The sequence below is a fragment of the Bradyrhizobium sp. SRS-191 genome, from assembly GCF_024586915.1.
Classification (GTDB): Bacteria; Pseudomonadota; Alphaproteobacteria; order Rhizobiales; family Xanthobacteraceae; genus Bradyrhizobium.
Genome location: NZ_JANBVS010000005.1, coordinates 153,453 through 166,284 on the forward strand (window position 1 = coordinate 153,453; position 12,832 = coordinate 166,284).

The window sequence follows — 12,832 nt, forward strand, 5'->3', positions numbered from 1 at the left end:
CGTTGCCAGGAAACGTATCCGGGCAATTCCCGAGCGTCCAGGTGCGGCGCACTGCGGCGCAGCTGAAAACCTGTCATTGTTGCATCACATCACCACACGAGGGCGAGAGCGGAGGTTCCTTGCCGAGGAACCGGTCAAAGCCCGCATATCCGTCCGGTACAGCGCCCATGAAGCACTCATGCTCTGACCCCACCTGCCATTCTGCGCACATCCGGTCGGGGACGCTGTCGCGACTCCCCCGCCGCGCCGCCCATGCGCTGATCTGGCTCTATCGGCACACACTGTCGCCACTGGTTGGCTACAATTGCCGGCACATGCCGACCTGCTCGGTCTATGCCGATGAAGCCATCGAGCGTTACGGGCTGTGGGCCGGCGGCTGGATGACGTTGGCAAGACTGTTGCGCTGCCAGCCGTTCGGCACCTCGGGCATCGACAATGTGCCGGTGGAAGCGCCGGCCAGCGCGCGCTGGTATCTACCCTGGCGCTACGCGCGCTGGCGCGGCGTCAACGGGCCCAGTTAGGTCCAGATTAGTTGCAGTGCACCATTTGATTTGAAGCAAATCGGACTAGCAAGATTTCGTAGCAGGATTAGTCTGATGTGATCAGGCGGCCGTCGCAAGGAACGTCGCCGACCGCTGTTGCATTGATGTTGAAACTTCCGTTTCGGGAGGACAACCATGCGCTGGACGATCAACCCGAGATCGCGCCGATCCCGCACCGGTGTCGACCCCGATCATCTGCACGGCCAGGATCAAGTCGGGCATGACGCACGACAGGTCGACCTGCTCTGCATCATCGCGCTGCTGATCGTCATTGTCGGCGCCTGGCGCTATCTCGCCGACAGCACCACCCTGCCCCCGACCACCACGTCCTACATCGTGCCGAGCCAGAGCGTGCACTGGTAAGGACAAAGCAGCGCAACTAGCGTCTTGTAGTCGAAAGAGCTTTGCGAGATGGCGTAACCAAGCTAAGCGGCGGCGGTCATGAACGCGGATCACGCCGCTGCGGCACCGTTTCTACCAGCGCTGCCAGAAGAAGAACTCGTCGCGCCGCGGTGGCGGCGGATAGGCTGGGACAAGCTCCGTCGGACGCGGTGCACGGCGCGCGCGCGGCGGCGGGCTGGTTTCAGCCGGTCCCGTGGCCTCGGCCGACACCGTCGTATCGGCCGAGGGCGATCTCACCGAGAGCAGAACGTTGGACTCCCGCGTCCGCCAGCGATAGCCGATGCCAAAGTCGAGCGGCTGCGCGCGCTCGAACAACCGGGCGTAGCTGTTCTGATACATGCCGGGAAACTTGTCGATCGGACCGGCATAGCGCCCGAACGGGAAGAACCGCCACGCTCGCGTATCGTAACTCGCCAGCGGAATGCCGGAATCGTCCTGCACGATCGTGGCGCTGTTCTGCAGCAGCCAGCTACGTACCCGGGAGAAGCTGCTCAGGTGCAGCAGGTATGACGCACTCTTCAGCAGGCTGTTGCCCGGAGCGAGCGGATCACAGAATTTGAGAAAGCCGCTGGCCTTGACCCCGGAGTCGGACAGATCCGTCGAGAAGTAATAGAGCGTCTTCTCGACGCCGTCGGATCCAGCGAACACGATCCGTGCGCCCTTGGTCGCATTCCGGGTCGGTGGCTCGTTCGCGGCGTGTAGCGCGCCGGTCTCGTCCAGCCAGACCAGGCTCACGCTGCGGATCGTCTTGCCGGTGCGCGCCAGGAACACGTAGAGGATCGGCAGCGTCCCCTCCATCTCGCCTTCGCGCAGATCGACCTTCATGTTCTTGGTGATGAAGAACGAGAAGCTCAGGATCGATTGCAGCGAGCGCTCGACATAGGACAGCGCGGGACCGACGCTGCCGCGGGACAATGTGGTGAGGTCCGGGATCGGACCGGTCGGCTCGAGCGCGGCCATCACGTAGGTCGTGGCCTTCGGCGCGAAGACGTCGGCGTAGAGGAAGTCAGGCCCCGAGAAGAAATAGAACATCGTCGGCCGCGGTTCTGCGAGATTGGCCTCAGTCCAGGCGCGGATCTTCGACAACTGGCGCTGCTCGAGCTGATTGAACGCATTGTCGAGGAAGGCCGCGTGCCGCCGCCACGCCGGATCCTGGGTCACCGCGGCGAGCGGCGAGCCTGCCGACGGTGCCATGCCCGCCAGCACGCGCGCCGTGTCATCGGGCGTGACGGTCTGCGCCTCCACAGCGCCGCAGGTCACCACAAGCAGGCAGGCGACCGCGAACCAAAGTCTCGACACCAACACCATCCTCATTCCGAACCCGACATGGCTGTTGCGGCGGTCCGGCGGAACCGCGCGTGAGCGAACCAATAGATCAACAGTCCCGACAGCATCGCCAAAGCGCCGAGCCCGGCCTGCCAAGGTCGCGCGGTGATCAGGTAGTACATCATGAACCCGGTCACGCTGAGGAAGATCAAGGGCGTGACCGGATAGCCCCACGCCCGGTACGGCCGCTTCAGCTCCGGCCGGGTGATGCGCAGCCTCAACAGTCCGAGCACGGTGAGGAACGAGCACGACAACAACGCGAACTGGACGAGGTCGAGCACGGCTTCGAAACTCTCGGTGAACAGCATCAATGTCGACACCGTGAGCTGAAACAGGATGGCCCAGGCCGGCGCGCCATTGCGCGATCGGCGGGCGAACAGCGCCAGCGCCGGGATGTCTTCGCCCATCGTCATCAGCACCCGCGGCCCGATCCACATCATCGCGGCGATCGACGGCACAAGTCCGATGCAGATCATCCCGGCGACGAAGCGCCCGCCGGCCTCGCCGAAGATATGCGCGCCGGCAATGCTTGCGACCTGCAGCTGGCCGGCGAGCTCGCTCGTGGGCGCGGCCCGCAGGAACACCGCATTGAGCGCCACGTAGAGCACGAGCACGATCAGCGTGCCCAACAGCAGCGCGCGCGGCAGCGTGCGCTCCGGCGCGTGCAGCTCGCCGATGATGTAGGTCGCCGCGTTCCAGCCGGAAAAGGCATACATCACGAAAACCAGGCTGGTCGCGAACGCGGCGCTGGTCACATAGCCGATGTCGGATGTCGCCGGCAGGAACCTCACCGGCTGCGGCGCAGAGATGGCCCAGCCCGCGCCCAAGAAGGCGATGATCAGGCCGAGTTTCACCACGGTCGACAGCAGCTGAAAGCGGCTGGACTGCCTGATGCCGCCGAGCTGCACGAGGGTCACGATCCAGACCGCGCCGATCGCAAGCAGCATCGGCGGGACATTCGGCAGGACGGCGCGGCCATATTCTCCGAACGCCATTGCCGCGAGCGCCACCGGCGCGGCGAATCCGACCGTCGCGGAGACCCAGCCGGCCATGAACCCGATGGCCGGATGGAACGCGCGGTTGAGGAAATTGTACTCGCCGCTCGAGCGCGGAAACATCGTGCCGAGCTCCGCATAGGACAGTGCGCCGCACAGCGAAACGAGGCCGCCAAAGGCCCATAGCAGCAGGATCGCAAAGCCTGACGGGAGGTCCTTGACCTGGAAGCCGAGGCTGGTGAACACACCGACCCCGATCATGTCGGCGATCACGATCGCGGTTGCGACCGGCCAAGACACGGACGGACAAGACACGGACGGAACGGCGGCGCCGCCTGACCGGCCCGCTCTGGTGGCATCGTCCGCCTCGGATGCAGCCATCTGTTCGAAGGGCGCGCGCGGCGCCCCTTCCCTTTGCTTCAGGCTCAGGTTCCGGCCAAAGCATTCAATCATAGTTAACGCGGACTAAATATGGCCGCCGTTACAGGTTTTATATTACCTATTTCGCCCCAAAAGTCGGTCCTTGCGTTGCATCGACCGCCACCCCGGCCCACAATCGCGACACGATCGCGTGGTGTGTCGCCTGACGTGCCGGGGGTTGACCGGGCACCATCCTTAACGCGACCTCAACATCGGCGACGCAGATTGATGAAACCGACGGTTGTGGGGAGCCGCTGCGCGGCTCAGGATCGTCTTGGGGACGTATGATCGGGACCGCTCTGGCAAATTGGAGACACAGCCGCATGCGCCGCTTCGGCTGCCTGCGTGCGGCCTCCGGCCTCGCCGCCGGCGCTCTGTCGCTTGCGCTGGCACAGTGCGGCCAAGCCCCGAATCCGGCAGCGCTCGCCGCCAACGCAGCGCCGTCGCAGGAGCTCACCTTCGATCAGCGCTTTCCCGCCCCCGAGTTCAGCGATCGCTTCCCATCGGCCAGCGAGAGTTTTTCGCTGCATGCGCCGTCCGACTTCGCGCCGAAGCCGCCGCCCTATCAGGTTGCATCGCTGGAACCTCAGGCGCCCGCCCGGCAACAGCGCGAGGATCTCACCACACTTGTCAGCATGAAGACGTCGGCGTTCCCCTATTTCGGCAATAATCCAGCGTCCGACGCTCCGTTCCTCAACGTCTCCAGCGGCGAGCGCCGTGGTCACCGCAGCTTCTCCGGCCGCGTCTACTGGCAGGACCAGACCTACAATGACAGCCGCGTGCTGGTGCATGTCCCTGAGCAGTTCGACGCGCGCAAGCCCGGGGTGATCGTGGTGTTCTTCCACGGCAACGGCGCCACCCTGGAGCGCGACGTGCGCGACCGGCAGCTTGTGCCGCAACAGATCACCGGCTCCGGCGTCAATGCCGTGCTGCTGGCGCCGCAGATGGCGGTCGATGCCGCGGATTCCTCGGCCGGCAAGTTCTGGCAGCCCGGCGGCTTCAAGCGCTTCATGGACGAGGCCGCCGGCAATCTCGCCCGCCTCACCGGCGATCCCGCCAGCGCCAAGGCGTTTGCGAGCATGCCGATCGTGATCGTCGGCTACAGCGGCGGGTTCCTTCCCACCGCCTGGAGCCTCGAAGTCGGCGGCATCAGCGAGCGCGTGCGCGGCGTCGTGCTGCTCGATGCGGTGTATGGCCAGCTCGACAAGTTTGCCAACTGGATCGAGCGCAACCGCTCGGGCTTCTTCATCAGCTCCTACACGCGCTACACCGCGCGTCATGATCAGGAGCTGATGGCGATGCTGCGCAATCGCGGCATCGAGGTCTCCGAGGACATGGACCGGCCGCTGCGTCCCGGCAGCGTCGTCTTCGTCGAGACCGAGGATGGAATCACCCACCGGGATTACGTGACGCAGGCCTGGACCCGCCACCCGATCAGGGACGTGTTGACCAAGATGGCGGTCGCGCAGCCACCGATCCGGATTGCGGCCGGCGCCCAGAGCACGTCGAGCCGCTGAGCCCGCGCTGGCGTCCTGCGCGAGAGCGCGTCAGCTCTTCGGCAGCTTCGGCATGTTCTCGACGAAGCCGTTGAAGCAGGCCAGCCGCTCGTCCTGCTCCTTGGTGAACTTGCAGTCGGCGACGGACTTCGCCTTCATCGCCTTTGGCTTGGCGGCCGGCGGGATGACGGCGTCGTAGCAGTCCAGCCGCTCCTTGCTGCCGTCCTCGATCTCCAGACAGGCCTGCAGCTTCACGGCCGTCGACTGCGGCTTGGCCGGAGCGGCGGCCGCGGTCTTCATTCCCTTCGGCTTGACCTGCACCAACGGGCGGTCACCGACCATCGGGGGGCTGCTCTGGGCCAGGGCTGGCGCGCAAACCAACATTGCGGCAAGGCTCAACACTATCTTTTTCATGCCATGTCTCTTTTCATCCAGGCCATGGCGCACGCGACCAGCGCCGCTTATGGCGCGATCTCCTGCCCTGTGGCCTCCCACCACAGCGGCTTTAATCCGGTCCGGCAGGTTTTGCCAAGCGCCAAGCCGCAGTTCGCGGTGGACCTCAAGCCAGACCTCAAGCCAGACCTCAAGCCATGGCTGCAACCGGGACCCGCGGCCGGCTCGCCAGAATCGCGAGCAGCGCCACCACGACGAACCCCATCGCGACCGGACCGGTGGCGCCGAGAGCATCGCGCGCGAACAGGCTGCCGCCGACCGCCGACCCGATGGCTTGGCCGATATAGAGCACGGACGTGTTCAGCGACACCGAGGCCGAGGCAAGCGGTGGCGCTGCAGCAACCAGCCGGACCTGCTGCATCGAGTTGGTCGACGCAAATCCCAGGCCCCAGACCGCCACCGCCCCAGCCATCAGCGCATAGGCACCTGCACCGATCGTCCACAGGGCGATGCCCGTGAACAGCAGGCAGGAGAACAGCAGCGAGGTCCGATAGGCGCCCCAGCCATCGACGATGCGAGTCGCGATCACGACCCCGAGGAACCCGCAGACGCCATAGATCGCGAACACCAGCCCGACCTGGTTGGGATCAGCGCCGGTCAGCTTGGTCAGCAGCGGACCCATGAAGGTGAAGATCACGAACTGCCCCGACATCTGCAGCATCGTGATCAACAGCAGCAGCACGACGAGGCGATTGCGGCCGAGCGCGATCCAGGTCGTCAGCTCGACCGGCGCGCCCTTCAGGCCCGAGGGCAGTCGCCAGGTCAGCAGCACGAAGCTGATGGCGCCGGCCGCGGCGACGGCCAGATAGGCGGTCCGCCAGCCCGAATGGCTGCCGATGAAGGTGATCAGCGGCAGGCCGACGGCGGCGGCCAGCGACCAGCCGAGGAACACATAGGCGATGGTGCTGCCGCGCTTCTCCACCGGACTGATCAGCGCCGCCGTCCCCGCCGCCTGCGGCGTGTACAGCGCACCGACTGCCAGCATCACCAGTCGGATCGCGAGCAGGCTCGCATAATCCGGCGCGAAGGCCGAGGCGAGATTGCCGAGCGCGAGAACCAGCAGCGTGACGGCCAGCAACAGGCGGCGGTCGAAGCGGCTGGTCAGCCAGGCCGTCAGCGGCGAGCAGATGCAGAGCACCACGGCGCCGAAGGTGATCAGCAGGCCCGCCGTGTGGACGCCGATGGAGAGTCCCTCGGCGAGCTGAGGCAGCATGCCGGCGGGCGCGAGCACCGAGCAGCCGGTGACGATGTTGCCGAACATCAGCGCGGTCGGGGCCAAGCGCGACGAGGGCTGAAGGGATGTCATCTGATGAGCGGTCATGGCGCTTCAATAGCAGAGATTTTCATGCACTTGCATGAAAAGGTCTCATGCGGTCCATGACATTCTGTTTTCCTTCCCGTCCTTTCCCCTCCTCGACGTCAATGATCCGGCTGCGCGGAGGCCTGCGGCGAGGACAGCTGAGGCGGAGACACTTGAGGTGAAGGCATCTGGGGCGAAGACACCTGGGTCCAGGGAACCGGCACGTTGACGGGATAAACGACAGCTTTCGAAGGCGGGCAGCTGTCCGTCAGCTTCTTCAGCGCCGTCTCCAGCCCCTCGCTGCCAACGGCAAAGGTCAAAGCACCGGGGCGCGCGACGTTGAGCAGCGCATCGCTCAGCTCCGCTCGCGGTGCCGCCGCCACCGACCTGATCTGAGCGGCATTCATGAACACGCCCCAGGTCTCGCGATCGCCGGACCGGCGAGGCGGCGACAGAAAATTCAGCCTGACGTCGCCGCTGCTCATCGACAACGCCCCGCCCGCAACTCCAACGGCCGCATTGCGCTCGACGTCGAGCTCGAAGCGGTCCTGATCGAAGCAGACCAGCTGAAGACGGGTGGTCCGGAACGTGCCCTTGCCTTCCTCGCGCGACAGAATCGTCTTGTACGCAATGCCGCGGCTGGCGGCCTCGAACATCCAGGGACTTTCGACGCGATCGCGGCGGTCGAGCGCAAAGCGCACGATCTCCTCACGGGTCAGGATGCGCATGCCCTCGAACGGCACGGAGCGCGCCACCGTGAGCAGGCCCGGGTCGGCGCCGAGCCTGGTGATGTAGTCGAGCACCATCTTGTCGGACCGCGCCATCGCCGCCTGCAACGCCTTGGCGCGCACCTCGGGCGGCGGCACGCCGCCGGTGTAATTCAGGATGACGCGCGGCGAATGCACCGCCAGCGTCGCGTCCGGCGCGATCTCACGCACGGTGCCGCCGAGGATGAGATAGGGACAGGCGGAATTGCACATGGCTCCGCGCGTCCAGACCTCGCCGTGCAGCTCGCGGCCGGACTGCTTGAGCTTGGTGCAGACATCGCCTTCCTGCGACTCGAAACCGCATTCGCGCACGGTCGTGCGCCCGACCCGGACCGAGGCCTTCTTCTCCCGCAGCATGTTGCCCATCGCGAGCGCCTGCTCGAGATTGCCGCCCGGCGAATTGAAGTAGATCGGCAGCTTGCGGTCGCCGACCAGCTTCAAGACCTTGCGCAGCCGCGCCGCAGCGCCGCCGTCGATCTTGCCTTCGGCCGCGATCCAGCTGTCGCAGCCCGGTCCGCATGCGTCGGCCGGTCCCTTGACGAGGGCGAACGAGATCGGCGCAAAATTGTCCGCAATCCGCGGCGACTTGCCGGGACGCTTCGAAGGCTTGACCTCCGCCCCCGGCGTGACCGGCATCCCCGGCTTGACTGGCGCCGCGGGCTTGGCCTGCGCGGCAGGCTTCTGCGGCAAGAGCGGCTTTTGTTGAAACGCAGGCTTCTGTTGGAACGAAGGCTTCTGTTGAAAAGAAGGCTTGGCGGCCGCCGCAGGCTTTTCGGCCGGCGGCACGGCCGCATGGGCTGTCACGGCCGTGAGCACGAGCGCGGACAGCGCCGCGATCTGGATGCCGCAACGCCTGACCAGAAGAGAGAGTGGCGCCTCCCCAAAAGACACCATCACCACGCGTCCCCACGCCCCGAACACTTGAAGTTGTATCATACCGGCACCCGGCAGCAATGTCCGCACCGCAACAGGCGAGCCAAATCGGCCGGTTTTCCCGTCCCTCTCCCGGTTGCAGGCTGCAAATCCCCTGCTATACCCCTTGCTCCCGCTTACCTGCGCTCGTTCGCAGGAGTGAGCTAACGGAGAGAGACAATGCCTGACTCGAAATCCCCCGACTCGAAATCCGACCAGTCCAAAGCCGGCTTCCAGTACAGCCTCAGCAATCTGAAGCCCGCCGCCCCGGTCGAGAAGATCACCATCAGCTTCCCCGACGGCGCCAAGCGCGAATATCCCAGGGGCACCACCGGCTTCGACATCGCCAAGGGCATTTCGCCCTCGCTTGCCAAGCGCACCGTCGCGATGGCGCTGAACGGCGACGTCGTCGATCTCAACGATCCGATCGAAGAGGACGCCAAGCTCGAGCTCGTCGACCGCGACGATCCGCGCGCGCTGGAATTGATCCGGCACGATTGCGCGCACGTGCTCGCGGAAGCCGTGCAGGCGCTGTGGCCCGGCACCCAGGTCACGATCGGTCCCGTGATCGAGAACGGCTTCTATTACGACTTCTTCCGCAACGAGCCCTTCACGCCCGAGGACTTCGCCGCGATCGAAAAGAAGATGCGCGAGATCATCGGCCGCGACAAACCCTTCACCAAGGAGGTGTGGGACCGCGAGAAGACCAAGCAGGTGTTCCGCGACAAGGGCGAGGCGTTCAAGGTCGAGCTGGTCGACGCCATTCCGGGCAGCGAGCCGATCAAGATCTACTACCAGGGCGACTGGTTCGACCTGTGCCGCGGCCCGCACATGACCTCGACGGGGAAGATCGGCAACGCCTTCAAGCTGATGAAGGTGGCGGGCGCGTATTGGCGCGGCGATTCCAACAATCCGATGCTGACCCGCATCTACGGCACCGCCTTCGCCAAGCAGGAGCAGCTCGACGCCTACCTCAAGCAGATCGAGGAAGCCGAGAAGCGCGACCACCGCAAGCTCGGCCGCGAGCTCGACCTGTTCCACTTCCAGGAGGAAGGCCCTGGCGTCGTGTTCTGGCACCCCAAGGGCTGGAGCATCTTCCAGGCGCTGATCGCCTATATGCGCCGGCGTCTCGCCGGCGACTATGACGAGGTGAATGCGCCGCAGATCCTCGACAAGTCGTTGTGGGAGACCTCGGGCCACTGGAACTGGTACCGCGAGAACATGTTCGCGGCGCAGTCCGCCGGCGACGAGGCCGAGGACAAGCGCTGGTTCGCGCTGAAGCCGATGAACTGCCCGGGTCACGTGCAGATCTTCAAGCATGGCCTGAAGAGCTATCGCGACCTGCCGATGCGGCTTGCCGAGTTCGGCGTCGTGCACCGCTACGAGGCCTCCGGCGCCATGCACGGATTGATGCGGGTGCGCGGCTTCACCCAGGACGACGCGCATGTGTTCTGCACGGAAGACCAGCTCGCCGAGGAGTGCCTGAAGATCAACGATCTGATCCTCTCGACCTACTCCGACTTCGGTTTCGAGGGCGAGTTGACGGTGAAGCTGTCGACCCGGCCGGAGAAGCGCGTCGGCACCGACGAGATGTGGGACCACGCCGAGCGCGTGATGGCGACCGTGCTGAACGAGATCAAGGCGCAGAACAACCACATCCGCACCGAGATCAATCCGGGCGAAGGCGCGTTCTACGGGCCGAAGTTCGAATACGTTCTGCGTGACGCCATCGGCCGCGACTGGCAGTGCGGCACCACGCAGGTCGACTTCAACCTGCCGGAGCGGTTCGGCGCGTTCTACATCGATGCCGACGGCGCCAAGAAGGCGCCGGTGATGGTGCATCGCGCGATCTGCGGCTCGATGGAGCGCTATATCGGCATCCTGATCGAGCACTATGCCGGCAGCTTCCCGCTGTGGCTGGCGCCGACGCAGGTCGTCGTCACCACCATCACCTCGGAAGGCGACGAATACGCCAAGCAGGTGCTGGCGGCGCTCCGCCGGGCGGGTCTGCGGGCCGAGATCGATCTTCGCAACGAGAAGATCAACTACAAGGTCCGCGAGCATTCGTTGCAGAAGATCCCGGCGCTGCTCGTGGTCGGCAAGAAGGAGGCCGAGACGCATTCGGTCTCCGTCCGCCGTCTCGGCCGCGATGGCCAGACGGTGATGCCGACCGCGGACGCCATCGCGGCGCTCGTCGACGAGGCGATGCCGCCGGACGTGCGCCGTCGCCAGCGCGAGGCGGCCTGAGGTCATCCTACGCCCGCCGGAGCGGGCCGACATGCGGGAACGGTGTTCCCGCATGTCGCTTGCGTTGACCCGATCAACACGTTCCCTCGCCGTCATTGCGAGCGCGGCTCGCACTGACCCGTGGAGATATCTTGCGTCCACATCAGACGGCTGTCGCGAGCTGCTACGCTGACAGAGTGGCGACAGCATCCGTCGCACTTGCCTCCCTGCCCGCCTGCAGCGCCACGTCGGCGCATTCGGCCATGTAGAGGAACATGGTCGCGAGCATCCGCTCGATGGCGTCGCGGCCCAGCGGCAGGATGGTGATGGCGTCGGTGCCGCGGACCAGCAGGCCCTTCTCCTCGGCCTCGCGCAGCAAGGTCAGCACGTGCTTGCGCGACACCGAAAAGCGCGTCGCCAGACCATTGATCGAGTACGGCACGGGACTGTCCGGCGGAAACGCGTCCTCCGGCGCCGAGCTCTGCGCCAGGCTGAACAGGACCACCATGCCGGCGGTGCGCTCGGCAAACGGCTCGAGCTCCGGCGCGCCATCGAGCACCCGCGCGCCCGCGATGAAGCGGCGACCGAGCTCGAGCACGAACGCCTTCACGAACGCCGGATCGTTCAACCCGGCCCGATAGGCCACGGCGGCCGGCAGCACCGCGCTCATGGCGTCGAACTGCACGCCCCAGCGATCCCGATGCAACGCGATCAGCTTGTCGGTCGGCACCAGCGGCCTCCTGCGGCGATCGGGGTTGGAGGCCGACGCCACCAGCCCGGTCGCCCGCATCAACGCCAGCATGGCTTCGCAGCGGCCGGCGCTGCACAGGTCGAGCCTGGCGCACATCGCCTTCATGGCGCCGACCGTGAGGCCGAGCTCGCCCTCGCGCTGCTCGGCGAAATGCAGGTAAAGCGCGAAATGCGGAAACAGCGCCCGTGCCCGGTCGCTCAGCAGCGCATTGAGAATGCGGTCGCCGCGGTAGAGCCGGATGGCCGCGGCGGTCGACGCCCGCATCGCGCGCGCAAAGCCGGGCATCCGGCGCAGCCGGGCGACAGCGTCAGCTGATGGTCTCGGTACGGTCATCGGCAGGTCTGATCTTGCACGTGAGGCGCCCTCGGCGGATCTCTCAGCATTATGTTTTTACCGGCGCGCCTCAGGTTCGACAATTCGCGCCGATGACAGCAATTTGGACAGATGGCCGCAGACGCGCGCTCCGCTTGGCGTCGCGAGAAGCCCTCGCCGGAACCCGCACAGGCGTCAGGCATCGGCGCGCTGGTCGTGAGGCCCGGACGGAGGCGGTAGAACCGATCAAAACGCCGTGCCGCGGCCTCGTTGCAGGCTGGGGCGCATGCTATCTGTTCCGCGTGCAACGAACGAGATCCACCGACGTGCCCGACGCGATTGAACTCCTGAAGACCCGACGCTCCGTGAAACCGCGCGAGATGAGCGGCCCCGGCCCCTCGCCCAGCGAGATCGACACCATCCTGACCATCGGCGCCCGCGTGCCGGACCATGGCAAGCTGGCGCCCTGGCGCTTCATCGTGTTCGAGGGCGACGGCCGCCGCCGCGCCGGTGAGGTCATCGCCGCCGCGTTCGCCAGGAAGAACCCGCAGGCGAGCGCCGCCGAACTCGAGGTGGAGAAGAACCGCTTCATGGAGGCGCCGCTGGTGATCGGCCTCGTCAGCTTCACCCGGCCGCATCCCAAGGTGCCGGCCTATGAGCAGGAGCTCTCGGCCGGCGCCAGCGCGATGAACATCCTCACAGCGGCCACCGCGCTCGGCTATGGCGGCTGCTGGCTGTCCGGCTGGTTCATGTTCGACCGCGACGTGATGGACGGGCTCGGGCTGAAGCCGGAGGAGAAGCTCGCCGGGCTCATTCATATCGGCAAGCCCACCAAGCCGAGCGAGGACCGCCCCCGCCCCGCGCTGGCTGACATCGTCACGCGGTTCTGACCGCCACAATCTCCGCTGTCGTCCCGGCGAACGCCGGGAT

The 12,832-nt window shown here is 65.9% G+C and carries 11 protein-coding genes; 5 read left to right on the forward strand and 6 right to left on the reverse strand.

Translation table 11 applies throughout. The annotated features are described in order from the left end of the window. Window positions 1-167: 167 nt before the first annotated feature. Together yidD and NLR35_RS11465 are read left to right on the forward strand one after the other, a co-directional pair. The gene (gene yidD / locus NLR35_RS11460; RefSeq protein ID WP_257166643.1) at window positions 168-521 is read left to right on the forward strand and encodes a membrane protein insertion efficiency factor YidD; all 354 of its coding nucleotides are present in this window, start codon (window positions 168-170) and stop codon (window positions 519-521) included. 156 nt (window positions 522-677) lie between these two features. After that, window positions 678-905, forward strand: a complete 228-nt coding sequence (locus NLR35_RS11465; protein ID WP_257166644.1) for a hypothetical protein — start codon at window positions 678-680, stop codon at window positions 903-905. 111 nt (window positions 906-1,016) lie between these two features. Here NLR35_RS11465 and NLR35_RS11470 read toward each other — a convergent pair whose 3' ends face one another. Both NLR35_RS11470 and NLR35_RS11475 read right to left on the reverse strand, forming a co-directional pair. After that, window positions 1,017-2,252 carry a hypothetical protein gene (locus NLR35_RS11470; RefSeq protein ID WP_257166849.1) on the reverse strand — a complete coding sequence of 412 codons (1,236 nt, stop codon included), beginning with the start codon at window positions 2,250-2,252 and terminating at the stop codon, window positions 1,017-1,019. 2 nt (window positions 2,253-2,254) lie between these two features. After that, window positions 2,255-3,646 (reverse strand): APC family permease, encoded by a 1,392-nt coding sequence (locus tag NLR35_RS11475; protein ID WP_257166645.1) that lies wholly within the window; start codon window positions 3,644-3,646, stop codon window positions 2,255-2,257. 425 nt (window positions 3,647-4,071) lie between these two features. On the opposite strand from NLR35_RS11475, the gene NLR35_RS11480 reads away from it, so the two are divergent. Beyond that, window positions 4,072-5,202 (forward strand): alpha/beta hydrolase, encoded by a 1,131-nt coding sequence (locus NLR35_RS11480; protein ID WP_374940809.1) that lies wholly within the window; start codon window positions 4,072-4,074, stop codon window positions 5,200-5,202. A 30-nt stretch (window positions 5,203-5,232) separates the two neighbouring features. On the opposite strand, the gene NLR35_RS11485 is transcribed toward NLR35_RS11480, so the two are convergent. The 3 genes from NLR35_RS11485 to NLR35_RS11495 form a co-directional block, all read right to left on the reverse strand. Next, a complete protein-coding gene (locus NLR35_RS11485) occupies window positions 5,233-5,595 on the reverse strand; it encodes a hypothetical protein (protein WP_257166647.1) in 363 nt (120 codons plus the stop codon). Window positions 5,596-5,764: 169 nt separating this feature from the next. Beyond that, window positions 5,765-6,940, reverse strand: a complete 1,176-nt coding sequence (locus tag NLR35_RS11490; protein ID WP_257166648.1) for an MFS transporter — start codon at window positions 6,938-6,940, stop codon at window positions 5,765-5,767. Window positions 6,941-7,053: 113 nt separating this feature from the next. Beyond that, window positions 7,054-8,337, reverse strand: a complete 1,284-nt coding sequence (locus tag NLR35_RS11495; protein ID WP_257166850.1) for a hypothetical protein — start codon at window positions 8,335-8,337, stop codon at window positions 7,054-7,056. A 456-nt stretch (window positions 8,338-8,793) separates the two neighbouring features. Here NLR35_RS11495 and thrS point away from each other — a divergent pair, with 456 nt between their 5' ends. Further along, complete coding sequence (thrS, locus tag NLR35_RS11500) at window positions 8,794-10,860, forward strand: threonine--tRNA ligase (protein ID WP_257166649.1); 2,067 nt, start codon at window positions 8,794-8,796, stop codon at window positions 10,858-10,860. Window positions 10,861-11,023: 163 nt separating this feature from the next. On the opposite strand, the gene NLR35_RS11505 is transcribed toward thrS, so the two are convergent. Beyond that, entirely contained in the window at window positions 11,024-11,923 is a 900-nt protein-coding gene (locus NLR35_RS11505) for a hypothetical protein (protein ID WP_257166650.1), read from the reverse strand. 305 nt (window positions 11,924-12,228) lie between these two features. Between NLR35_RS11505 and NLR35_RS11510 the strand changes: the two genes are divergently transcribed. Beyond that, window positions 12,229-12,792 (forward strand): nitroreductase, encoded by a 564-nt coding sequence (locus tag NLR35_RS11510; protein ID WP_257166651.1) that lies wholly within the window; start codon window positions 12,229-12,231, stop codon window positions 12,790-12,792. Window positions 12,793-12,832: the final 40 nt, after the last annotated feature.